Here is a 23,588-nt window from a genome sequence, read left to right on the forward strand (position 1 = left end):
CCCTCAGGTCCAGGATCACCCGACCCTAAATATAAACGAACGATCGTGCTACTTGTTTGCCGAAGTGCCTTGTCCGACCGCAGAACTCTCCCACCGACCGGTTGGCCGAGCCTCAGGCGCCCAACCGCGCGACGATGCCCCGCCGGGCCCTGACATACGGCCCGGGTTCGCCGTGCAGTACCGACATCGCGTTCGCCGCCTCCATCAACGCGACGACCTCGAAGGCGAGTTGCGCCGGATCGGTGTCCGCGCCCAGCTCGCCCGCGACCCGCGCCTGCTCGGCGCACCGCTCCAACTCCGCGAGCCAGGCGCGCTGGGCCGCCACGAGAGCGTCATGAACCGCTCCCTCGCGGGCGTCGAACTCGGCCATGACGCCGTAGAAGAAACAGCCCCCCGGGAAGACCCGCCGCTCCGAGTACCGGAGCCAGCCCTCGCACAGGTCCCGCAGCCGGGCCAGCCCCTCGGCGCCAGCAGAGGCCGGCTCCAGCACCTCGGCGACGAAGATCCGCGAGGCCTCCCGCACGGTCGCCAGCTGCAACTCCAGTTTGGACCCGAACAGCGCGAACACCCCGCTCTTGCTCAGCTCCAGTTCCCCGGCCAGCCGCCCCACCGACAACGCCTCCAGCCCCTCGACCGAGGCGATGTCGACGGCCCGCCGCAGCACGGTCCGCCGGGTGCGGTTGCCCCGCTCGACGCGCCCGTCGACCCTGGTCACCGCAGTGCCGGATGGTCCGCGACGACCGTGCAGGAGCCGGGCGCGATCTCGGTGAAACCGGCGTCCCGGACCAGCGGCAGCCCACTGGCGGTGAGTTCGGCCCAGCGCCCGGGGGGCGCGGTCCGTACGGCGAGCGGGTAACCGGCGTCCCGCCAGGCGGCCCGCTCCTCGGCCGACAGTTCCCACCACGCCAGTTGGGCGCCGTGACCGGCCTGGGCCATCGCCTTGCCGGCCGACATGTCGAGGTCCGGGCTGAGCCACAGGACGGGAGCGCTCGCATCCGCCGCGGCGGGCGGTTCGGGGTCGTCGAGGTCGGTACCGGAGACCTGCAGCTTGGCCAGCTCCTTGGGCCACCCGTCGAGCGGCACCGGCGGGAACACCCGCACCTCGGCCGCCTTCCCCGTGACGGTGATCCCGGGCAGGGCCTCGGCACGCCGCCACTCGGCCCCCCGGGCCCGCCGTACGACCTTGCGGATCCGGGCGTCCTGCCAGTCCCGCACGACCTCGGCCCACTCCCCGTCCCCCACCGAACGCTCGTCGCTGAGCAGGACGAGCACGGCCCGGGCGGCGGTCTCCAGGGCGTCGGTACGGGCGGGCGGAGCGGCCTTCTCCATCCGGACGACCAGGGGCAGCACGAACTGGGGCGCCTGGTCGCGTGCGGTCGGCTCGGAACGGAAGGGGCTGTCGGTCGAGGGCGTCACGTCGTGGCTCACCCGGACCACCCTAAGGTCACCCGGAGCAGGCCGTCCGCTGAGCCTCCTGCCACTCGCACACCGGGCACAGCGTGATCCCCTTGTACGACTCCGGGTACTCGGTCGGCTTCCGGCACAGCACGCACTCCGCGTAAGGCGGCCCGTCGGCGACCGGAGGCTTCGGTCCGTCGCCGGTCGTGCAGTGGTCCTCGCTCATGCCTCCAGCCTAGGACCCGATCAGTTCGGAGACCCTCACGAACCGGAACCCCCGCGCCCGCAGTGCGGGCACCACTGTCCGCACCACCCGCTCCGTCGTCGGCGCGGCACTGCGCGTGCAGTGCATGACCACGACCGACCCCGGCCGCACCCCCTCCAGCACCTGCCGGGACACCGCCTCCGCGTCCGTGGCGAACGCGTCCCCGCTCACCACGTCCCACTGCACGGCGGTCACGCCGGCCGGGGTCAGCGCCCTCAGCGCCCGCCGGTCGTAGCACCCGCCGGGAAAGCGGAAGTACGGCCGCGCGTCCGGCACCCCCACTCTCCGGAACGCCGCGTACGCCCGCTCCACGTCCGCCCGCATCCGGTCGCCGGAGACCGTCGGCAGCCCGTAGCAGTCGTCGGTGAAGGCGTAGTGGCTGTAGGAGTGGTTGGCGACCTCGAAGAGCGGGTCCCGCCCGAGGGAACGGGCCTGGTCCGGATACTCCTCGGCCCACCGCCCGGTCATGAACACGGTGGCCGGCACCTTCAGTTCGCGCAGGGCCGCGATCAGCCCGGGGTTGTCGAAGTGCTCGCCGGCCGCCGCCCGGGCCCCCTGGTCCGCGGTCATGTCGGCGTCGAAGGTGAGCGCGACCGATCTGCCGTGGGTGCGGGAGCCGTTCTTGAAGACGGGTGTCAGGCCCCCGGGGCCCGGCGCGAGGGTGGGGGGCGCCGAGGTCGCGGAGGGAGCCGGTCGGGCCACCCGGGGGACAGGGTGGGGAGCCGCGGCGCAGGCCGTGAGGGCGGCGCCGAGGACACAGGCGGCGGTGACGCGTCGTACAAGAGTGATCACCGTATGAAAATATGGCGAACTGTCCTCTTCGCCGCTCACCCCGGCCGTGACGTCACCCGCTCAGATGTCCCGCTGCTCCAGCGGCTTGGTCGCCGGCCCCTGGATCACCTTGCCGTCCGTGGCGAAGCGGGAGCCGTGGCACGGGCACTCCCAGGCGTCCTCGGCCCCGTTGAAGGAGACCAGGCAGCCCAGGTGGGTGCAGCGGGGGGAGACGGCGTGGAGGTTGCCCTCGTCGTCGCGGTGGACGGCCAGACGCTCGCCGTTCACGCGGACCACGGCGCCCTCGCCCGGCGGCAGGGACTCCAGCGGGGGTGCGGGACGCAGCCGGTCGCCGACGAAGTGGCGGGCCACCTGGGCCTGGGTCTTGAGGAAGGCCGGGGCCTCGCGGACCGTCGAGCGCAGGCGCCGCGGGTCGTACAGCTCGCTCCACGCGCACTGCTCGCCGGTGATCTGGGCCGCGAGCAGACGGCCCGCCATGACGCCGCCGCTCATGCCCCAGCCGCCGAACCCCGTGGCGACGTAGGCGTGCCGGGACCCCGGGTGCAGCGGGCCGACGAGCGGCACGGTGTCGGTGGGGTCGTTGTCCTGGGTGGCCCAGGCGTGGCTGAGCTCGACGCCCGGGAAGTGCCGGGCGGCCCAGGCGGAGAGATCGTCGAACCGGGCGCGGGTGTCGCCGGTGCCGGGGGTGAAGTGCTCGCCGGTGACGATGAGCAGCCGCCGGTCGGCGTCCCAGGGTGCCGTGCGGACCGAGCGGGTGCCCTCGTCCGGCGTGATGTACATGCCGTCCGGGTCCCGCTCCCGCTCGATCGTCCCGGCGACGACCAGTTCGCGGCGGGGGGAGAGCCGGGCGAACAGGAGGGCCCGGTCGAAGATCGGGTAGTGGGTGGCGACCACGACGTCCCGGGCCGTCACCGTGGCCCGCGTGTCGGTCGACAGCCGGCACGGCTCGCCCTCGTCGAGTCCGAGGACCGCGGTGTGCTCGTGCACGGCCGCCCCGGAGGCGACCAGGTCCTCGGCCAGGGCCAGCAGGTACTTGCGGGGATGGAACTGCGCCTGCCCGGTCACCCGTACCGCGCCCGCCACCGGGAAGGGCAGTCCGGTCTCCGTCACGAACGACGCCGGCAGCCCCGCGTCCCGGGCGGCCGCCGCCTCGGCCCGCAGCTCCTCGACCCGGCTCTCGTCCTGGACGTAGGTGTAGGCGCTGCGCTGCTCCCAGTCGCAGTCGACGCCCAGCTCGTCCGCGATCTCCGCGGCCCGTTCGATCGCCTCGCTCTGCGAGCGGGCGTACAGCCGGGCGCCCTCGGGGCCGCGGGTGCGGCGCAGCTTGTCGTAGATCAGGGTGTGCAGGGCGGTCAGCTTGGCGGTGGTGTGCCCGGTGACGCCGGCGGCCACCTGCCCGGCCTCCAGCACCGCCACCCGCCGCCCCGCCTGCGTCAGCTCCCACGCGGTGCTCAGTCCGGCGATGCCGGCGCCGATGACGGCCACGTCGACGTCGAGGTCCTCGGTCAGCGGCGGCCGGGGTCCACCGGGTGCAGTCTCCAGCCAGTACGAGCCCTTGACGTGCCGGTTCTCGGTCATGGGCCCCGAGTACCCCCGGATTCACTGTTCCAGCAGCCGCCCACGGGCCTCTTCCACGTCGAGGTCCGGCTCCGGACAGCGCGGGTCCAGCTCAGAAGGCGTTCCCCCCTTCCGGCCCGGATCCGGCCCCCTCGATCGTGCTCCGGGGGGCCGGGGGCGCGTCGGTCGTCGCGGGGGGCGGCTACCTGCGCCAGGGTCCCGTCACCGCGAAGGTCGTCCCGGGCGTGTAGCAGTTGACGTACATCGTCTGCCCGTCGGGGGAGAAGGTGACGCCCGCGAACTCGCCCCATTCCGGCGCCTCGGGCGTGCCGATGTTCTGCCGGCCGCGGGCCATCGCGTAGACCTCGCCGTGCCGGGTCACACCGAAGACGTGCTGGGCGCCGCTGCCGTCCTCGCACACCATCAGGCCGCCGCTGGGCGCGAGGCAGATGTTGTCGGGGGACTCGCCGGGCAGCTGGATGTCGGTGTCCGGACCGAAGACGATCACCAGGGTGAGGCGGCGGGCCGAGGGGTCGTAGCGCCAGATCTGCCCGTAGTGGTCGGCGGCCGAACCGTCGGCGCTGTGCGCGAACGAGGAGACGAAGTAGACGGACTTCCCGCCCCAGTAGCAGCCCTCCAGCTTCTGGGCGTGCGTGATGCCCTTGGGCCCGAAGTCCTGGAGCCGCACGGGGGTTTCGGTGGCCAGCGGGTCCGGTACGTCGACCCACTCGATGCCCTCGAAGCAGGCACCGGTCTCCTGGATCAGGGACAGGTCCGGTACGCCCGGCACCCGCATCGCCTGGAGCCGGCCACCCGCGCGCAGTGAACCGAGGCCGCCCTCGGGCCGGTTGGGCAGGAAGCGGTAGAAGAGGCCGAAGGGCTTGAGGAAGGCGTCCTCGGTCTCGTAGACGATGCCGCGCTTCGGGTCGATCGCGATGGCCTCGTGCTGGAAGCGGCCCATCGCGGTCAGCGGTACGGCCCCGGAGCGGTGCGGGTCGACCGGGTCGACCTCGAAGATGAAGCCGTGGTCCTTGGTGTAGCCGTTGGTGCCGGCCCTGTCCTCGGTCTCCTCGCAGGTCAGCCAGGTGCCCCAAGGCGTGGGCCCGCCCGCGCAGTTGACGGCGGTGCCGGCGATGGCGACCCGCTCCGACAGCACGTTGTTGCGGGAGTCCAGCGTGAGGGCCGTACAGCCGCCCTTGCCCGCCGGGTCGTAGGTCAGACCCGCGACGGTGGGGACGGCGATGGGGGCGGTGGGCCGGTTCTCGTGGTTGCGGACCAGGTGGACGCGACCGTGTCTGCCGGGCAGCGCGGTCATGCCGTCGTGGTTGGAGGGGACCTTGCCCTCGCCGGAGCGGAGCTCGTCGCCCTCGCGGGACAGGACCTGGTAGCGGAAGCCCTTCGGCAGGTCCAGCAGGCCCTTCGGGTCGGGGACGAGGGGGCCGTAGCCGGTGTGGCCGAGGGACTGGGCGGCGGCGGTGCCGGCGAAGAGTTCGGAGAGGGCGCCGGTGAAGGCGATGCCCACGCCCAGGGCGCCGGAACGGGCCAGGACCTGACGTCGTGTCGCTGGAAGACCGGACAAAGACATGGCGAAGCAACCTTCCTGCTGGCGGACAGGACTGTGACCTCGCTGTGTCTATCACCTGGGTCGGCCCGCGGGAACCACGCGCGGAGCGTGTCCCCGCCCGTCAGCTCCCGGTCGGATGCTCCTGCGCCCGCTCCAGGAAGCGCAGCAGCTCCACCGGGAAGGGCAGGACGAGCGTCGAGTTCTTCTCGGCGGCCACGGCCACGACCGTCTGGAGCAGCCTGAGCTGGAGCGCGGCGGGCTGCTCGGACATCTGCTCGGCGGCCTCGGCGAGCTTCTTCGAGGCCTGGAGTTCGGCGTCGGCGTTGATGATCCTGGCCCGGCGCTCACGGTCGGCCTCGGCCTGCCGGGCCATCGACCGCTTCATCGCGTCCGGCAGCGACACGTCCTTGATCTCGACGCGGTCCACCTGCACGCCCCAGCCGACGGCCGGGCTGTCGATCATCAGCTCCAGGCCCTCGTTGAGTTTCTCGCGGTTGGACAGCAGGTCGTCCAGCTCGCTCTTGCCGATGATCGAGCGCAGCGAGGTCTGGGCCATCTGGGAGACGGCGAACTTGTAGTCCTCGACCTTGACCAGGGCGCTCGCCGCGTCGACGACCCGGAAGTAGACGACGGCGTCCACGCGCACGGTCACGTTGTCCCGGGTGATGCCCTCCTGGGCGGGCACCGGCATGGTGACGATCTGCATGTTCACCTTGTGCAGCCGGTCCACGAACGGCACGATCGCCGTGAACCCCGGATCGCGCACCTCGCCCGCGAGGCGTCCGAGGCGGAAGACGACCCCGCGTTCGTACTGCTTGACGACCCGGGCCGCCGCCGCGATGTAGACGACGCCCGCGGTACCGACCGCCACGGCCGCCGTCACCAGTTCCTGGAGCATTCCGGCCTCCTCGTCCAGAGGTCCGTATGTCTGCTCCTGCCACGATATGCCCGGTGCCCGGTCCGGGGCCACGACGGGCCCCGGACCGGGCGGGAGGGCACTACGGGGTGGTGGCCTTCGCCAGCTCCGGTTCCGTGACCCGCACGGGTTCCGTGCCGACCGCGCTGTGCCGCTCGGCCCAGTTCTCCAGGGCCGTACGGCAGGCGTGGTCCAGGTGGTGCAGACCGGAGAGGTCCAGCTCCACGGGCCGGTCCTGGGGCAAAGACTCCAGGCTGTCGAGGATCTTGGGCAGCCTGAGGAAGGTCGCGTTGCCCGACAGGTGCGCCTGGATCGGGCCCGCGCCCTTGTCGACGATCTCCAGCCTGAGGTGCGAGGCCTCCCAGGCGGTCTTGACGACCGACAGGGCCAGACCGATCAGCACGCCCTCGAACATGTTCACCGCGACGATCGAGACGGCCGTGGCGACCAGGATCAGCGCCTCGCCGCGGTGGCCGCGCCACAGCGACACGATCTCCCGGAAGGGGATCAGCTTGAAGCCCGCGTGGACCAGGATGCCGGCGAGCGCGGGCAGCGGGATCAGCGCCAGCGTGGAGGGCAGCAGGGCCGCGAACAGCAGCAGCCACACGCCGTGCAGGACCCGGGACGCCTTGGTCTTCGCGCCTGCCTGGACATTGGCGGAGCTGCGCACGATGACCGCGGTCATGGGCAGCGCGCCGAGCGCGCCGCACACCGTGTTGCCCACGCCCTGGGCCATGAGCTCCTTGTCGTACTCGGTGCGCGGACCGTCGTGCAGCCGGTCCACCGCGGCGGCGCTGAACAGGCTCTCGGCGGAGGCGATCAGGGTGAAGGCGATGATCGTGCCGAAGATGGCGGGGCTGGCCAGTTCTCCGAAGGCGTCCATGCCGGGCGGCTGGACGGAGGCCAGCAGGCCGTTCACCTCGACGGTGGCGATGGACAGGCCGAAGGCCTGGGTGACCAGGGTGGCCAGCAGGACCGCGGCGAGCGCGCCGGGCACGGTCTGTGCCTTCTTCGGCAGCTTCTTCCACAGCACGAGCACCGCGATCGTGCCCGCGCCGACGGCGAGCGAGGCGAGGGCCGTGGTGCTGCCGAGCGCGTCGACGGCGGCGCCGGGCAGGCCCAGGATCTTGTCGAGCCCGGAGGAGGGGGCCTTCAGGCCGGCCGCCGAGTACAGCTGGCCCGCGATGATCACGAGGCCGATACCGGCCAGCATGCCCTCGACGACCGAGACGGATATCGCCCGGAACCAGCGGCCCAGCTTCAGGGCGCCCATGGCGAGCTGGATCAGTCCGGCGGCCAGCACGATCACTCCGAGCGCGGGCAGCCCGAACTCGTTCACCGCCTCGAAGACGAGGACGGTCAGGCCGGCCGCGGGCCCGGAGACCTGGAGGCTGCTGCCTCGCATCAGACCGGTGACGATGCCGCCGACTATGCCGGTGATCAGACCGAGCTCCGCCGGGACACCGGAGGCGACGGCCACGCCCACGCAGAGCGGGAGCGCGACCAGGAAGACGACCAGGGAGGCGGCGAAGTCCTGCCGCAGGTGAGGGTATTTGGTCATCATGCCGATCACAGACCCTCGAACGCGTCGGTCTCGGCGCGGTGGACGCGCACCGCGCCCGTGTGCACCTCGTAGTACCAGGCGTGCAGGGTCAGTTGGTCCTCCGCGAGCTTCTTGTCGATGAACGGGTACGACCGCAGGCGCAGCACCTGGGCCAGGACGTGGCTCTGCACGCCCTCGGCCACCTCCGGGTCCTCGACGGTGCCGGCCGGGCGCGGGGTGGCGTGGTTGAGCCAGTCGCGCACCGCCGGGACGGCGTCCAGGTCGTCGCCGCGGACCAGGGCGCCGACGGCGCCGCAGTGCGAGTGCCCGCAGACCACGATGTCGCGGACGCCCAGCACCTCCACGGCGTACTCGATGGTGGCCGCCTCGCTGGTGGGGTGCTGCGAGGCGTAGGGGGGAACGATGTTGCCCGCGGTGCGCAGCTCGAAGAGCTCGCCCGGACGGGCGCCCGTGATCAGGGCCGGGACGACCCTGGAGTCCGAGCAGGTGATGAACAGAACCTGGGGGGACTGGCCTTCGGCCAGCTTGGCGAACTCCTCAGGGCGCTGTCCGAACGTACGGGCGTTGTCGATGAGGGGCTGCATGTGGTGACTCCTCCTGGCGCGCCGTGGGGGCGCGTCGGGCTTACCAGGCGCGCCGAAGGGCGCGTCGGTTGACATGACAGGTGGGGGAACAGAGGTGGGGGACTGCTCTGCTGTCAGCAGCGGAAAACTTGAAGTGCCGCCGGAGCGTGGGCTGTCGAGGGTCTCGACAGGGGGAACTCGCCTGATGCGACCCGCTCGGGCGCGGCGGCCGGCTGCTCGGCCGACAGGGGGCGCTCGGGCCCCTCGGGGGCGAAGTCGACGGCGCGGTGCCGGTCGCGGGTGCGCAGGGGACCGGTCGGGTCCCCGAGGTGGTTGCAGTGGCGCTTGCCGGAGGTCTCGGCACGGGACGCCGTGCCGGGGAGCTTGCTTCCGGTCTGAGCTTTGGCCTCAGCTTTACGGCCTGTGTGCGCGGTTGCGAATCCCTCGGTGGAGGCGAAGAACGGGAGCGCCAGAAGCACGGCGGTGAGAACCGCTACCACGGTCCGTACCGTCCTACCTCGGAACATGCGCCCCCCTCTCGGCAGTCCACACTTCTAGTCCAGACCAAACGTTGGTCAACGAGTGGTCAAGAAACACCTTAGCTCGGCAAAGTTGTTTGCTGGGTTAACTTAACGTTTCCGGCTGAAGAGAGGCTGAAGCGTGCCGGGTCGCTGACGCGAACTGGCCCTTGACGTGCGAGGTTTCGCTGTGATTAAGCGACCAGGCCCTTGGCGTCGCGTGCCAGCGCGGTCAGCCGGGATATCGCGCGGAAGTACTTCTTGCGGTAGCCGCCGTTCAGCATCTCCTCGCTGAAGAGGCGGTCGAAGGGCAGTCCGGAGGCCAGTACCGGGACCTCGCGGTCGTAGAGCCGGTCGGCGAGCACCACGAGCCGAAGCGCCGTCGACTGGTCCGGCACCGGCTGCACGTCGGTGAGGCAGACCGCCGCGAGGCCGTCGGTCAGGGCGCCGTACCGGCTGGGGTGGACCCGGGCGAGGTGCGCCAGCAGGCTCGGGAAGTCGTCGAGCGAGGCGCCCTCGGTGGCGTGCGCCGCCCTGGTGACCTGCTCGTCGGTGAACGGCGCGGGGGCCTCGGGCAGCCCGCGGTGGCGGTAGTCCTCGCCGTCGATGCGCAGCGGACGGAAGTGCGCCGACAGGCCCTGGATCTCGCGCAGGAAGTCGACGGCCGCGAACCGGCCCTCGCCGAGCTTGCCCGGCAGGGTGTTGGAGGTGGCGGCGAGCGCCACACCCGCGTCCACCAGCTTGCCGAGCAGGGTGGAGACCAGGACGGTGTCGCCCGGGTCGTCCAGCTCGAACTCGTCGATGCACAGGAGGCGGTGCCCGGAGAGCGTCTGGACCGTCTTCTGGAAGCCGAGGGCGCCGACCAGGTTGGTCAGCTCGACGAAGGTGCCGAAGGCCTTGAGGGAGGGTTCGGCGGGTGTGGCGTGCCAGAGGGAGGCCAGCAGGTGGGTCTTGCCGACGCCGTAGCCGCCGTCGAGGTAGACGCCGCGGGGGCCCGCCGGGGTCTTCGGCGCCCTGGCCCTGCCGAACCCGAGGAAGCCGCGCCTGCCGCCGCCGACCGCGTGCGCGCCGCCGAGGCCCGCCGTGAAGCCCTCAAGGACCCGGACGGCCTCGGTCTGGCTCGGCTGGTTCGGGTCCGGGATGTACGTGTCGAAACGCACCGAGTCGAACCGCGGCGGCGGCACCATCTCGGCGACCAGCCGGTCCGCGGGGACGTGCGGCGCACGGTCGCACAGGGAGGGCGGGGCGGTGTCGGTCATCGAACCGGACCCGGACGCGGCAGGGGAAGTAGACACGGTTCACCATGCTAAGCGCCGTGCCACACTGCACGACATGCGACGCCTGTTCCCTGTGACCGACGAGACAGCGATCCGGAGCCCCGAGGGGGGGAACGGTCATGACTGGAGCCTCGACGAGCTGGCCGCCGCCTACGCGTACCCCGAGCTCGGTCCCGGACCCGGGACCCCCGGGGTGTGGCTGCGCGCCAACATGGTCTCCACGCTGGACGGGGCAGCCCAGCACGACGGCCGGTCGCAGCCCATCTCCACCGCGACCGACATGCGGATCTTCGGGACGCTGCGGGCCCTGGCGGACGTCGTGATCGCCGGTGCGGAAACGGTCCGGCAGGAGGGGTACCGGCCGGCACGGGTGCGGGACGAGTTCGCGGCGATGCGGGAGGCGGCCGGGCAGGGGCCGGTCCCGGCGATCGCGGTGGTCACCGCGAGCCTGGACCTGGACTTCTCGCTCCCGCTCTACACCTCGCCCCTGGTGCCCACGCTGATCCTCACCGGCGCCGCGGCGGCCCCGGACCGGATCGCCGCGGCCGAGAAGGCGGGCGCGCGGGTGGTGATCGCCGGGGACGGTGTCGGCGTGGACCCCGCCCGGGCCGTACGGGCGCTCGCCGAACTGGGACACACCCGGCTGCTGACCGAGGGCGGCCCGAGGCTGCTCGGGCAGCTGGTGGCCGCCGGAGTGCTCGACGAGCTCTGTCTGACCGTGTCGCCGATGCTCACCGCGGGCGACGCGCAGCGGATCGCCGGGGGGCCGTCGGTGGCCGTACCGGCGCGGTTCGCACTGGACTCCCTGCTGGAGGAGGACGGATTCCTCTTCAGCAGGTATCGCAGGCACTGACCGCCCGGACGGGGGTTCGATCGGTACCGCTGAGGCCGACATCGGCGGAATCTGTCGTTCCGTTTAGTTTCCGGCGGGCACACTGAATCCGGCAGTACCCGTGCGATCACGGGGCAGGATGGTTTCCGCAGCGAGCAGAGAAGGGGACGCCCGGTGTTCACAAGCGTTTTGATGATCGAGAAGGCCCTGACGTCCGCCGACGTGGAGTTCGTCACCACTTTGCACGGCGACGAGGCGGTCGCGTTCCATGTGCTCCTCCAGCCGCGGGGGGACCAGGCCGACCGGCTGCTGCGGGCCATCGACGACGTGGCGCTGGGCGAGCTGGACGAGGCCGTCCGGGAGCGCGAGACGCCCGAGGGCGAGGACGCCAAGGGCGTGGGGGAGCGGGCCCTTGAGGTGTCCCTGCAGGCGCTCAGGGCCTCCGGGAGCGAGGCGGAGGGGCGGCTCATCGAGGACCACCCCCTGGACGCGCTCAAGGCCCTGGTCGGCGAGATCGGCGCGGACGAGGTGATCGTGCTGACCGACCCCCACTACGTGGAGGAGTTCTTCCACCGCGACTGGGCGTCCCGGGCCCGTCACAAGGTGGGCGTCCCGGTGCTGAAGCTGTTCTCGCACAGCAAGGCATAGGCTGATCCCGCATCCGTACCGCACCACTTTGGGGAGACACACGCATGGCACCCGGCCTTCCTACCGCCATGGACCGACCGCACTTCATCGGGATCGGTGGGGCCGGGATGTCGGGCATCGCGAAGATCCTCGCGCAGCGCGGGGCGAAGGTGGCCGGCAGTGACGCCAAGGAGTCGGCGACCGCCGAGGCGCTGCGCGCGCTCGGCGCGACCGTGCACATCGGGCACACGGCCGAGCACCTGGCGAGTGACGCCACCTGTGTCGTCGTCTCGTCGGCGATCCGGGCCGACAACCCCGAGCTGGCCCGCGCCGCCGAGCTCGGCATCCCCGTCGTGCACCGGTCCGACGCCCTCGCCTCGCTGATGGACGGCCTGCGGCCGATCGCGGTCGCGGGCACCCACGGCAAGACGACCACGACCTCGATGCTCGCGGTCTCCCTGTCCGAGCTGGGCCTGAAGCCCTCGTACGCGATCGGCGGCGACCTGGACGCCCCCGGCTCCAACGCGCTGCACGGCGAGGGCGAGATCTTCGTCGCCGAGGCGGACGAATCGGACCGCAGCTTCCACAAGTACGCCCCCGAGGTCGCGATCGTCCTCAACGTCGAGCTCGACCACCACGCCAACTACGCGTCGATGGACGAGATCTACGAGTCCTTCGAGACCTTCGTGGACCGCGTCGCCAAGGGCGGCACGCTGGTCGTCAACGCGGACCACGAGGGAGCGCGGGAGCTGACCCGCCGCGTCACGACGACGGGCGTGCGCGTGGTGACGTACGGCGACGCCGAGGACGCCGACGTACGGGTGCTCTCGGTCGTCCCGCAGGGCCTCAAGAGCGAGGTCACCGTCGAGCTGGACGGCTCCCCGCTCACCTTCACCGTCTCCGTGCCCGGCCGCCACTACGCGCACAACGCGGTGGCCGCCCTCGCCGCCGGGGTGGCCCTCGGGATCCCCGCCGCCGACCTGGCGCCGGCCCTCGGCGCGTACACCGGCGTCAAGCGGCGCCTCCAGCTCAAGGGCGAGGCCGCCGGGGTGCAGGTCATCGACTCCTACGCCCACCACCCCACCGAGATGACCGCGGACCTGGAGGCCATGCGCGCGGCCGCCGGTGACGCCCGCATCCTCGTCGTCTTCCAGCCCCATCTGTTCTCGCGGACGCAGGAACTCGGCAAGGAGATGGGCGAGGCCCTCGCGCTCGCGGACGGGTCACTGGTCCTGGAGATCTACCCGGCCCGCGAGGACCCGATCCCCGGGGTCACGAGCGAGCTGATCATCGAGGCGGCGCGGGCCGCGGGCGCGGACGTGACACCGGTCCCCGACAAGGCGGACGTGCCCGAGCAGGTCGCGGGAATGGCGAAGGCCGGTGATCTCGTTCTCACCATGGGCGCGGGTGACGTGACGGACCTCGGCCCGCTGATCCTGGACCGTCTCGCGAAGTAAGGGGCTGAGCTTCATGTCGTACGACGTCGACAAGCCGGACGAGCAGTGGCGTGCGGAGCTGACCCCGGCCGAGTACGCCGTACTCCGCCAGGCCGGCACGGAACCCGCCTTCACCGGTGAGTACACCAACACCAAGACCACCGGCGTGTACTCCTGTCGCGCCTGCGGTGCCGAACTCTTCACCTCCACCACGAAGTTCGAGTCCCACTGCGGCTGGCCGTCCTTCTACGACCCGAAGGACAGCGACGCGGTCGAACTGATCCAGGACCGCTCGCACGGGATGGTGCGCACGGAGGTGCGCTGCGCCCGCTGCGGCTCGCACCTCGGGCACGTGTTCGAGGGCGAGGGGTATCCGACGCCGACCGACCAGCGGTACTGCATCAACAGCATCTCGCTGCGGTTGACGGAGGACGAGGGCTGACACCGGGGCCTCCTCGCCGAGTTCGGTGGCCGGTTTCGCCAACTGCGCCCGCCCGGCGCCCCTTTGTGATGCGGTGACGGGCGCGCGGGCGGGATACGGTGCGGACTCGGTGATCCAGAGGGAGGCCCGATGCGCGTCGGGGCACAGTCCGCGGTCCGGCCCGTGGCGCAGATGCTGGTCGAGAACGCCTCGCGGTACGGCGCGAAGCTCGCGTTCGCCGACGACCGGCGGGCGGTGAACTGGGCCGAACTGGAGCTGCGGACACGGCGGTTGGCCGGCGCGCTCGGGGTGCGGCGGGGTGCCAGGGTGGCGTTCTGTCTCGACAACAGCGTCGAGTTGGTGGAGGGACTGCTCGCCACCGTCCGGGCCGCCGCCGTCGGGGTCCCGTTGAGTCCGCGGGGCACCCATGCCGAGCTCGCGGCGCTGCTCGCCGACTGCGATCCGGACGTACTGGTCGTCGACCGGCGGCAGTTGGCGCGGATCGCCAGTGTGGTGGGGGAGCGGTCGGCGCGACTGGTGGTGACCGGGGAGGGGCCGGTGCCCGAAGGGGTCGTGCACTTCGACGACCTCGTGGCGGACGGCCGTTCACCCGGGCCGCGTGACGACCTCGCTCTGGACGAGCCCGCCTGGCTGCTGTACTCCTCCGGCACCTCGGGCACCCCCAGGGCCGCCGTCGCCAGCCAGCGGTCCGCGCTCTGGTCCCCGGTCGCCTGCTATGTGCCCCGGCTGGGCCTCTCGGCGGACGACCGGCTGCTGTGGCCGTTGCCGCTGGCGCACACCTACGCCCACTCGCTCTGCGTCCTCGGCACGACCGTGGCGGGCGGCAGCGCGCGGATCACCGCGGTGCGGGAACCGGCCGCGCTGGTACGGCTGGTCGAGGAGTTCGCGCCGACCGTACTGGGCGGAGTACCGCTCACCTACCAGCAGTTGCTGGACGCCGGACTGGGCGAGGTGCCCTCGCTGCGGGTCTGCGTCACCGCCGGGGCACCGAGCGATCCTCAGCTGCGGGAGCGGGTCGAGGCGCGGTTCGGGGCGCCGTTGCTCGACGGCTACGGCAGCACCGAGACCTGCGGCAAGATCGCGATGGAGTCGCCGGCGGGGCCGCGGGTGCCGGGCAGCAGCGGGGCCGTGCTCCCCGGCATGGAGGTACGGCTCGTCGAGCCCGGCACCGGCGCGGAGGTCGTGGGCGCCGAGGGGGAGATCTGGGTGCGCGGGCCCGGCGTCATGCTGGGCTACCGCGACGGGGCGGGGGTGGACGGCGAGGGCTGGTACCGCACCGGCGACCTGGGGCGGCTCGGTGAGCACGGCTACCTGACCGTCACCGGGCGCGCGAACGACCGGATCGTGCGGGGCGGGGAGAACGTCGACCCCGTCGAGGTCGAGCAGGTGCTGCGCGCACTGCCCGGGGTGCTGGACGCGGCCGTGGTGGCGCGGCCGCATCCGCTGCTCGGCGAGGTCCCGGTCGCGTTCGTCGTACCGGAGGAACAGGCCGTCGACACGGGCGCGCTGCTGCGGGCCTGCGCCGAAGTGCTCTCCGCGCACAAGGTCCCCGAGGACGTGCTGTTCACCCCGGCCATCCCCCGCACCGCGGCCGGCAAGCCCCGGCGGGCGGTCCTCAGGGAGGGCCTCGCCGCCCGCCCGGCCGAGGAGGCCCTCGCGGGACTCGCCGACCGGACCCCGGCCGAGCGCCGGGCGATGCTGACCGAGCTGGTGTGCGCGGAGACGGCCGCCGTCGCCGGGGCGGGCGGTCCCGGCGAGCCGGACGCGGCCGGCGTCTCGCCGGTACCGGGCGGATCCGCGAGCACCCCGGCGGCCGGCCGTGACGAGGCGCCCGTCACCGACGCCGCCGCGATCGACCCCCACACCGCCTTCGCCGACCTCGGTCTCACCTCCATGGGCGCGATGACCCTGTGGCAGCGGCTCGGCCTGCGCACCGGGCTGCGGCTGCCCGCCACCCTGGTCTGGGACCACCCGACGCCCGCCGCGGTCGCCGCCCACCTGGACGAGAGGCTGCACGGCGGCGGCCCCGCGACCACCGCCCCGCGCCGCGGCCCCGCCGCCGAGCCGATCGCGATCGTGGCCGCCGGCTGCCGTTACCCGGGCGGGGTGCGCTCGCCCGAGGACCTCTGGCGGCTGGTGTCCGAGGGCGTGGACGCCACCGGCGAGTTCCCGGCCGACCGGGGCTGGGACGTCGACGCCCTGTACCACCCCGACCCCGACCGGCTCGGGACGACGTACACCCGACGCGGCGGCTTCCTCACCGACGCGGCCGACTTCGACCCGCTGTTCTTCGGCATCTCGCCGCGCGAGGCCACGGCCACGGACCCGCAGCACCGGCTGCTGCTCGAAGTCGCCTGGGAGACGCTGGAGCGCGCCGGCATCCCCGCGCCCGCGCTGCGCGGCAGCGCCACCGGAGTCTACGTCGGCCTGATGCACGGCGGATACGGCGCCGACGCCGAGGCGCACGCGCTGGAGTCGCACATCGGCGTCGGGTCGGCGGGCAGCGTGGCCTCCGGGCGGATCTCCTACGTGCTGGGCCTGCGCGGTCCCGCCCTGACTGTCGACACGGCCTGCTCGTCCTCCCTCGTCACCATGGACCTGGCCGCCGCCGCCCTGCGCGCGGGCGAGTGCACCCTCGCGCTGGCCGGCGGGGTGACCGTGCTGGCCAGTCCGAAGCCGTTCGTGGCGTTCAGCCGGCAGCGCGGGCTGTCGGCGGACGGCCGCTGCCGGTCCTTCGCGGACGGCGCCGACGGCACCGCCTGGGCCGAGGGTGTCGGCCTGGTGCTGCTGGAGAAGCTGTCGGACGCCCGGCGCAACGGCCATCCGGTCCTGGCCGTGCTGCGCGGCTCCGCCGTGAACCAGGACGGCGCGTCCAACGGCCTCACCGCCCCGAGCGGCCAGGCCCAACGTGAGCTGATCCGGCTGGCCCTGGCCGACGCCGGACTGGACACGGCCGACGTCGACGTCGTGGAGGGCCACGGCACCGGGACCGCGCTCGGCGACCCGATCGAGGCGGGCGCCCTGCTGGCCACGTACGGCCGGGGCCGCGACCCCGAGGACCCGGTGTGGCTCGGCTCGCTCAAGTCGAACCTCGGGCACACCCAGGCCGCGGCCGGGGTGGGCGGCGTCATCAAGATGATCGAGGCGATGCGCCACGGCGAACTGCCCAGGTCGCTGTACGCGGAACAGCCCTCGTCGCACGTCGACTGGTCCGACGGGGCGGTACGGCTGCTGGACCGGGCCCGGCCCTGGCCGGAACGCGACCGGCCGCGCCGGGCGGCGGTCTCGTCGTTCGGGATCGGCGGGACCAACGCGCACGTGATCATCGAGGAGCCGGGGAAGGCCGAGGAGGCCGGGCCGGAATCGCGGCACGTCCACTCCGGCCCGGGCACCGTCACCTGCTGGCTCGTCGGCGGCAGCGACGAGGCCGGACTCCGCGCCCACGCCCGGGAGCTGGCGGCCGCGCTGGCCGACGCCGACGGGGCGGAGGCCGCCCTGGACGTCGCCTACTCGCTCGCGACGACCCGCGCCCCGCTCCAGCGCCGGGCCGCCGTGCTGGCCACCGACACCGACAAACTCCTCGCCGGATTAAGGGAGTTGGCCGAGGGCGCGGACAGCCCCGCACTGCGCAGGGGCACCGCGCGCGGCACCACCAAGGTGGCGCTGCTCTGCACGGGCCAGGGCGCCCAGCGCACCGGCATGGGCCGTGAACAGGCGGCCCGCTTCCCCGCTTTCGCCACCGTCTTCGGTGAACTGTGCGACGCCTTCACCCCGTTGCTCGACCGGCCCCTGCGCGAGGTGATCGACGACCCCGACGGCGACCTCCTGCACCGCACCGACTACGCCCAACCCGCCCTGTTCGCCTACGAGGTCGCGCTGCACGCCCTCCTCGCCGACTGCGGAGTGCGCCCCGACTTCGTCGTCGGCCACTCGATCGGCGAACTGGCCGCCGCGCACATCGCGGGCGTGTTCTCGCGGGCCGACGCGGTACGGCTGGTGGCCGCGCGTGGCCGACTGATGGCCGAACTACCCGCGGACGGAGCCATGTTCGCCGTACGGGCGGCACCGGCGGACGTGGTGAAACAGCTCGACGAGGAGCCCGGCGCGCGGGTCGCCGTCGCCGCCGTCAACGGACCCGAGTCCGTGGTGCTGTCCGGCGACGAGGAGGCGGTGTCCGCGCTGGCCGCCCGACTCGGGCGTACGGCGACCCGGTTGAAGGTCAGCCACGCCTTCCACTCGCCGCTGCTCGACCCGATGCTGGACCGGTTCCGGGAGGTCGCGGAGTCGGTCACCTACCACCGGCCCACCGTGCCGGTGGTGTCGACGCTGACCGGCCGCCCGGAGCCGGACGCGATCCGGACCGCCGAGTACTGGGTGCGGCAGGCGCGGGAGACCGTCCTGTTCGCCGACGCGCTGCACTGGCTGGACCGGGCGGGGGTGACGGCGTACGTGGAGGCCGGGCCCTCGGCGGCGTTGACCGCGGCGGCCGAGGAGTGCGTCGAGCCGGACTCCGCAGCCCTGTTCACGTCCGGTGCCGACACAGCCGTGGCCCTGGCGGAGCTGCACGTCCACGGAGTACCGGTCGACTGGCGGTCCGTGTACGCGGGAACCGGCGCCCGGCGCCGGCCGTTGCCGACCTACCCCTTCCAGCGGCAGCGCTACTGGCTCGACGTCCGTGACCAGGGCGGCCGTGCCGCCAGGACGCTGGTCGGCGAGGCGCAGCCGGACGCCGACGGGCCCGGGACCCGGTACAGCGGGGTGCTGTCCACCGCGCGGCAGCCCTGGCTCGCGGACCATGTGATCGGCGACCGGGTGCTGGTGCCCGCGACGGTCTTCGCCGAGCTGGCCTTCCGGGCGGCGGGGGCGGACGTGACGCGGGGACCGCTGCGGCTGTCCGAGCTGGTCCTCCACGAGCCGCTGGCGCTGCCCGCGTCGGACCAGCTGCGGATCCAGGTGGTCGCGGACGCCCCGGACCAGGAGGGGAACCGTCCGGTCACCGTGTGGGCGCGGACGGGCGGGACCTGGACGCGCCATGCCGGAGCGTCGGTCGCCCCCGGCGGCACACCTCCCGCGGCCGCCCAGGACATGTCATGGCCACCCGTCGGCGCCGAGGAGGTCGCTGTCGACTATCAGCGGCTCGCCGCGTACGGACACCACTACGGGCCGGCCTTCCGCGCGGTCACCCGGCTCTGGCGGCGCGGTGCCGAGACCTTCGCCGAGGTGGCGCTGCGGTCTCCGGAGGCGGCGGAGGCCGGCTCGTACACCCTGCACCCCGCGCTGTTCGACGCCGCACTGCACGCCGCCCTGCTGGCCGAGGGACCCGGCGAGACACGGATCCCGCTCGCCTGCACCGGCGTGACCCTGCACGCGACCGGCGCCACCGCCGCGCGGGTCCGTCTGGAGCGGCTCGGGGCCGACGAGGCACGGGTGACGCTGACCGGAGGGGACGGGCGGCCGCTGGCCACCGTCGATTCCCTCGTCACCCGGGTGACGAAGGTCCGGCCGACAGAGCTGTACCGGGTGGCCTGGCGGCCCGCCACGGAGACCGGGCACGCCGACACCGGGCACGAACTCCTCGATACGGCACACCTGTCGAGCCGGGCCCGCGAGGACATGCCGGGCCGGGCCCGGGACCTCGTCACGGCCGTCCTCGCCCGGGTGCGCGAACGGGTCGCCGGCACCCGTGCGGGCCGTCTGCTGGTGCTCACCCACCACGCCACCGGGGACGACCCGGACCCGGCACAGGCCGCGGTGGCCGGGTTCGTGCGCAGCGCCCAGTCCGAGCACCCCGGCCGGATCGTGCAGGTCGACCTGCGCGGCGGCACCCTCACGCCCGCCGCACGGGACGCGGCGCTGCGCACCGGCGAACCCCAACTCGCCCTGCATGACGGCACGGTCCTGGTGCCCAGGCTGGTCACCGCGGAACCCGCGCATGCCGCGCCGCCCGCCCTCGACCCCGACGGCACCGTGCTCATCACCGGCGGCACCGGAGCGCTCGGTGCGAGCCTCGCGCGGTACCTGGTGGCCGAACGCGGAGCCCGGCACCTGCTGTTGGCGAGCCGAGGCGGCCGTACACCCGACTGGGCGGCCGAACTGGACGCGGACGTACGGGTGGTGGCCTGTGACGTGAGCGACCGGTCCGCCGTCGAGGCGCTGGTCGGGTCCTGCCGGCCGCCCCTGACCGGCGTGTTCCATCTCGCCGGAGTGGTGGCCGACGGGGTGGTGGACGGCATGACGCCGGAGCGGGTGGCCGACGTGCTGGCGCCCAAGGCGGACGCCGCCTGGTACCTCCACGAGGCGACCGCGGGACTGGACCTGGCCGCGTTCGTGCTGTACTCCTCGGCCGCCGGGGTGCTGGGCAGGCCGGGGCAGTCCAACTACGCGGCCGCCAACGGCTTCCTCGACGCGCTCGCCGCGTACCGGGCCGCCCGTGGGCTGCCCGCCCGGTCGCTCGCCTGGGGCCCCTGGACCACCGCGCACCACGACGGCATGGCGGGCCGGGTGGCGCCGCACCCGCCGGCCGAGGACGACGTGCCCGCGATCACCGAGTGGGCGGGCGTCGGACTGCTGGACTGCGCGCTGCGCACGGCGGCACCGGTGCTGGTGCCCGTCCCGTTCGCCCGCGCCACGCTGAGCGGCTCGCCCCTGCCGCTGCTCGCGGACCTGCGTCCGGCGCGGTCGGCCCCGGCCGCCGCGGCACCGCCGGCCGGGCAGGCCCCCGGTGCCTGGCGCGAGCAACTCGCCGCCGCTCCCGAGGCCGACCGCGCGGGTGTGCTGGCCGGTCTGCTCCGCGCCGAACTGGCGGCCGTGCTGGGCTTCCCGGACGCGGACTCCTTCCCCGCCGACCGCGAGTTCGGACAGCTCGGCTTCGACTCGCTGACGGCCCTTCAGTTCCGCAACCGGCTCAGCGCGTTCACCCGGGTCCGGCTGGCGCCTGCGGTCGTCCTCGAACACCCCACCCTGGAAGGGCTGTCGGAGCACCTGCTCGCCGCGTTGGACGAGGGGGGTGCGTTTCCGGGGCCGACGGACACCCCGGGGACCCCGGACACCCAGGACACCCCAGGGGCCCCGGCCACGGAACTCCCGGCTCAAGCGCCGCCGCCCGCTTACCCGTTCAGCACCCTCTACCACCGCGTACTGCGCGAGCGGGGCCCGCTGGAGGCGATGACCCTGCGGTACGTCGCCTCGTACGCCCTGCCGTCCTTCACCACGGCCGACCGGGCCCGGCACACCGTCGAACCCGTCCAGCTCGCCCGGGGCGGAAGGGGCGCGGCGCTCGCCTACCTCCCCGACTACCTGGCACCCTTCCACCGGGTCCCCACCGGCCTGGCCGAACGGTTCGCCGGGGAGCGGGACGTCCACCTGCTGGAGCACCCAGGACTCGGTTCCCGCAGGGCGGTGCCGGACTCGATGGAGACCCTGGCCCTGGCGCACGCCGACACGGTGCGCGAGCTCGCCCGCGGCGGCCCGGTCGTCCTGGTCGGCTACTGCGCCGGCGGAGTGATCGCCCACGAGGTGGCACGCCGTCTCGCGAGCGCCGGAGAGCCGCCGGCCGGTGTCGTCCTGGTCGACTCCCACGCGGGCCTGCTCCAGCGCGGGGACGCACGCGCACTCGCCCTGATGGCCGCCGGTGCAGCCCTGCCGGAGGACGTGGTCGCGGAGTTCGACGACTCGCTGCTGATCGCGGGCGGTGGCTACGCGCGCGTGCTGGAGGGATGGCATCCCGAGCCGGCCCCCGGACCCCCGCCCGTGCCGACGCTGCTGCTGCGCGGCCGGCCGACCGCCGAGATGCGGCGGAGCGACCCCGACGGGGACTGGCTGCCGCACTGGCCGTTGCCCCACGACATCGCGGACGTCCCCGGCGACCACTACTCCGTCGTCCACCAGGACGCCGACTCCACGGCCGCGGCGATCCGGGCCTGGCTGACCCCGAGTACGACCTGATCGCCGTCGGCGGGGGGCCGGCCGGACGATCGGCCGCGGCGGCCTTCGCCGAGCCGGCGGGCGGCCTGGTCCCGGCGACACGGCGACACGGCGGTGCCGGGACCGGAGCGGCTCGGGGACCGGGGGAGTGCCGCGGCGGCCGAACTGGACGGCACGATGGGCCGGTTGGCCGCTTCGGACGACCGGACCGACCCGCTGCTGTCCACGCGGGTCGTGGGCGAGACCGTCCGGACCGGCAGCGACCTCCAGGAGCAGGCGCGCTACGGCGGCCCGCCGGCCGAGACCGCGCCCGCCGCCAGGGGCAGCGGGGGGAGGGCGGCAGGAGGAGAGCGGCGGGGATGAATGGCAGAACCACTGGTATGTTGACTTTCGGCTGAGCGAGCCAGAGGATTCCGGGGGTGACCCACTCCGAGCGCCCGTCCGCCCGCACCGCCCTCCCCGTCGACCTCGACGAGGCCGCCCACCGCTGTCTCGTCGCCGGGTTCGAAGGCACCACGGCCGTCCCCGACACCCTGAAGCGGCTCATCGACCGCGGTCTCGGCGGGGTCATCCTGTTCACCCGCAACGTGCGGGACGCGGAACAGGTGCGCCGGCTCACCGACACCCTGCGGGCCCTGCGCCCCGATCTGCTGGTCGCCATCGACAACGAGGGCGGCGGCATCGGGCACCTCGTCGCCGCGGGCGCCCCGGAGGTCCCCGGCTCCTACGCCCTCGGTGTCGTCGACGACCCGGACCTCACCGCCCGCTGCGCCGACGCCCTCGCGGGGCACCTGGCCACCCTCGGCATCACCGCCTCCTACGCCCCCGTCGCCGACGTCCAGCGACAGGCCGGCAACCCGATCGTGCGCACACGGGCCTTCGGCGAGGACAGCGCGCTGGTCTCCCGCCACCTCGGCGCCTGGATCACGGCCACCGAGGCCCGCGGCATCGCCTCCTGCGCCAAGCACTTCCCGGGCCACGGCGGCACGCTCACCGACAGCCACCACGAGCTCGCCGTCGACCCGCGGCCGTACGACGAACTCGACCTCGCCCCCTTCCGGGCCGCGATCGCCGCGGGCGTGCCGATGCTCATGAGCGCGCACGTCGTCTTCCCGGCACTGGACCCCAATCGGCCGGCCACGCTCAGCCGGCGCATCCTCGGGGACCTGCTGCGCCACGAGTTCGAGTTCGACGGGGTGCTGGTCAGCGACGCGCTGGAGATGAAGGCGATCGCCGACCGGTACGGGGAGGCGGCCGGGGCGCGGATCGCGCTCGCCGCCGGTGCCGACCAGGTCATCGTCGCCGTGCCGGATCTGGAGGTCACCCTGGAGTGCCGGGACGCGGTGCTGGAGGCCTTGCGGGACGGGGTGCTGGGCGAGGAACGGGTCCGGGAGGCGGCGGGGCGGGTGCAGCGACTGGTCGAGCGGTACGCGACGCCGGCCGACGAGATCACTGCCTGGGACGCGGAGGCCGGCCTTGAGGCGGCTCGACGGGCCGTGCGGGGGCAGGCGACGCCGGGTTCGGTGTCCGGGGCGCATGTCGTGGACCTGTTCCCGGCCCCGCATCCCGCCCTGAACTGGGGTGGGGAGGATCTGCTGACCGAGGTGCTGGCCGGTGATCCGACGGCCACGGGGACGGCGGTGGCCGGGGAGCCGGTCGATCCCTCCACCCTCGTCGACGTGATTCTGGCCAGGGCCGGGAGCGCGCCGCTGGTCGTGGCCACGTGCGACGCGGGCCTGCACCCGTGGCAGGCCCGCGTGCGGGACGAGCTGCTGGTCCGGAGGCCCGGGGCGGTGCGGGTCGCCACGGGGCTTCCGGAGGACGGCGCGCTGTGTTCCTACGGGCGCGGGAAGGTCAACCTGCGGGCGGTCGCCGAAGTGCTCGGCGCTGCGCGGTGAGCGCGGGGTTCGCGGG

Annotated in this window: 17 protein-coding genes; 7 read left to right on the plus strand and 10 right to left on the minus strand. The window is 73.5% G+C overall.

All coding sequences use genetic code 11. The features are described 5' to 3' along the window. Positions 1 to 112: 112 nt before the first annotated feature. The 10 genes from AQI94_RS25610 to zapE form a co-directional block, all read right to left on the minus strand. Positions 113 to 715, minus strand: a complete 603-nt coding sequence (locus AQI94_RS25610; RefSeq protein WP_031044969.1) for a TetR family transcriptional regulator C-terminal domain-containing protein — start codon at positions 713 to 715, stop codon at positions 113 to 115. After that, positions 712 to 1,428, minus strand: coding sequence for an aminoacyl-tRNA hydrolase (locus AQI94_RS25615; RefSeq protein ID WP_031044970.1), 717 nt, complete (start codon positions 1,426 to 1,428; stop codon positions 712 to 714). Before AQI94_RS25615 ends, AQI94_RS25610 begins: the two co-directional genes overlap by 4 nt. Positions 1,429 to 1,444: 16 nt before the next feature. After that, positions 1,445 to 1,624: a hypothetical protein gene (locus AQI94_RS25620; RefSeq protein ID WP_031044972.1), complete on the minus strand. Its 180-nt coding sequence runs from the start codon at positions 1,622 to 1,624 to the stop codon at positions 1,445 to 1,447. Positions 1,625 to 1,633: 9 nt separating this feature from the next. After that, entirely contained in the window at positions 1,634 to 2,455 is an 822-nt protein-coding gene (locus AQI94_RS25625; protein ID WP_031044975.1) for a polysaccharide deacetylase family protein, read from the minus strand. A gap of 60 nt (positions 2,456 to 2,515) precedes the next feature. After that, positions 2,516 to 4,033, minus strand: coding sequence for an FAD-dependent oxidoreductase (locus tag AQI94_RS25630; RefSeq protein WP_031044979.1), 1,518 nt, complete (start codon positions 4,031 to 4,033; stop codon positions 2,516 to 2,518). Between the two features lie 181 nt (positions 4,034 to 4,214). Beyond that, on the minus strand, positions 4,215 to 5,597 hold the full coding sequence (locus AQI94_RS25635; protein ID WP_031044982.1) for a PhoX family protein: 1,383 nt from the start codon (positions 5,595 to 5,597) through the stop codon (positions 4,215 to 4,217). Positions 5,598 to 5,697: 100 nt separating this feature from the next. Beyond that, positions 5,698 to 6,474 carry a slipin family protein gene (locus AQI94_RS25640; RefSeq protein ID WP_031044985.1) on the minus strand — a complete coding sequence of 259 codons (777 nt, stop codon included), beginning with the start codon at positions 6,472 to 6,474 and terminating at the stop codon, positions 5,698 to 5,700. Positions 6,475 to 6,574: 100 nt separating this feature from the next. Further along, complete coding sequence (locus AQI94_RS25645) at positions 6,575 to 8,056, minus strand: SulP family inorganic anion transporter (RefSeq protein WP_031044989.1); 1,482 nt, start codon at positions 8,054 to 8,056, stop codon at positions 6,575 to 6,577. A 5-nt stretch (positions 8,057 to 8,061) separates the two neighbouring features. Beyond that, on the minus strand, positions 8,062 to 8,640 hold the full coding sequence (locus tag AQI94_RS25650; protein ID WP_031044992.1) for a carbonic anhydrase: 579 nt from the start codon (positions 8,638 to 8,640) through the stop codon (positions 8,062 to 8,064). 691 nt (positions 8,641 to 9,331) lie between these two features. Then, the gene (gene zapE, locus AQI94_RS25660) at positions 9,332 to 10,396 is read right to left on the minus strand and encodes a cell division protein ZapE (RefSeq protein WP_051832185.1); all 1,065 of its coding nucleotides are present in this window, start codon (positions 10,394 to 10,396) and stop codon (positions 9,332 to 9,334) included. 73 nt (positions 10,397 to 10,469) lie between these two features. Between zapE and AQI94_RS25665 the strand changes: the two genes are divergently transcribed. From AQI94_RS25665 to AQI94_RS25695, 7 genes are all read left to right on the plus strand, one after another. After that, positions 10,470 to 11,267 (plus strand): pyrimidine reductase family protein, encoded by a 798-nt coding sequence (locus AQI94_RS25665; protein ID WP_031045001.1) that lies wholly within the window; start codon positions 10,470 to 10,472, stop codon positions 11,265 to 11,267. Positions 11,268 to 11,420: 153 nt separating this feature from the next. Beyond that, a complete protein-coding gene (locus AQI94_RS25670) occupies positions 11,421 to 11,894 on the plus strand; it encodes a hypothetical protein (protein ID WP_031045003.1) in 474 nt (157 codons plus the stop codon). A gap of 44 nt (positions 11,895 to 11,938) precedes the next feature. Next, positions 11,939 to 13,330 (plus strand): UDP-N-acetylmuramate--L-alanine ligase, encoded by a 1,392-nt coding sequence (murC, locus tag AQI94_RS25675; protein ID WP_031045004.1) that lies wholly within the window; start codon positions 11,939 to 11,941, stop codon positions 13,328 to 13,330. 13 nt (positions 13,331 to 13,343) lie between these two features. Continuing rightward, positions 13,344 to 13,751 carry a peptide-methionine (R)-S-oxide reductase MsrB gene (msrB, locus tag AQI94_RS25680; protein WP_031045006.1) on the plus strand — a complete coding sequence of 136 codons (408 nt, stop codon included), beginning with the start codon at positions 13,344 to 13,346 and terminating at the stop codon, positions 13,749 to 13,751. 129 nt (positions 13,752 to 13,880) lie between these two features. Next, complete coding sequence (locus tag AQI94_RS25685; protein ID WP_062229946.1) at positions 13,881 to 21,695, plus strand: type I polyketide synthase; 7,815 nt, start codon at positions 13,881 to 13,883, stop codon at positions 21,693 to 21,695. Positions 21,696 to 21,788: 93 nt separating this feature from the next. Further along, positions 21,789 to 22,037, plus strand: coding sequence for a hypothetical protein (locus AQI94_RS25690; protein WP_031052224.1), 249 nt, complete (start codon positions 21,789 to 21,791; stop codon positions 22,035 to 22,037). A gap of 56 nt (positions 22,038 to 22,093) precedes the next feature. Next, entirely contained in the window at positions 22,094 to 23,572 is a 1,479-nt protein-coding gene (locus AQI94_RS25695) for a glycoside hydrolase family 3 N-terminal domain-containing protein (RefSeq protein WP_031052226.1), read from the plus strand. The last annotated feature ends 16 nt before the right edge of the window (positions 23,573 to 23,588 follow it).

Origin of the sequence: Streptomyces pseudovenezuelae (genome assembly GCF_001513955.1) — a bacterium.
Lineage (GTDB): Bacteria > Actinomycetota > Actinomycetes > Streptomycetales > Streptomycetaceae > Streptomyces > Streptomyces pseudovenezuelae.

Bases quoted from the DNA above. Each gene is read 5' to 3' on its own strand.
- AQI94_RS25620 (WP_031044972.1), bottom strand. From the start codon at position 1,624: ATGAGCGAGGACCACTGCACGACCGGCGACGGACCGAAGCCTCCGGTC.
- AQI94_RS25630 (WP_031044979.1), bottom strand. From the start codon at position 4,033: ATGACCGAGAACCGGCACGTCAAGGGCTCGTACTGGCTGGAGACTGCA.
- AQI94_RS25635 (WP_031044982.1), bottom strand. From the start codon at position 5,597: ATGTCTTTGTCCGGTCTTCCAGCGACACGACGTCAGGTCCTGGCCCGT.
- AQI94_RS25640 (WP_031044985.1), bottom strand. From the start codon at position 6,474: ATGCTCCAGGAACTGGTGACGGCGGCCGTGGCGGTCGGTACCGCGGGC.
- AQI94_RS25645 (WP_031044989.1), bottom strand. From the start codon at position 8,056: ATGATGACCAAATACCCTCACCTGCGGCAGGACTTCGCCGCCTCCCTG.
- AQI94_RS25650 (WP_031044992.1), bottom strand. From the start codon at position 8,640: ATGCAGCCCCTCATCGACAACGCCCGTACGTTCGGACAGCGCCCTGAG.
- zapE (WP_051832185.1), bottom strand. From the start codon at position 10,396: ATGACCGACACCGCCCCGCCCTCCCTGTGCGACCGTGCGCCGCACGTC.
- AQI94_RS25665 (WP_031045001.1), top strand. From the start codon at position 10,470: ATGCGACGCCTGTTCCCTGTGACCGACGAGACAGCGATCCGGAGCCCC.
- murC (WP_031045004.1), top strand. From the start codon at position 11,939: ATGGCACCCGGCCTTCCTACCGCCATGGACCGACCGCACTTCATCGGG.
- msrB (WP_031045006.1), top strand. From the start codon at position 13,344: ATGTCGTACGACGTCGACAAGCCGGACGAGCAGTGGCGTGCGGAGCTG.
- AQI94_RS25685 (WP_062229946.1), top strand. From the start codon at position 13,881: ATGCGCGTCGGGGCACAGTCCGCGGTCCGGCCCGTGGCGCAGATGCTG.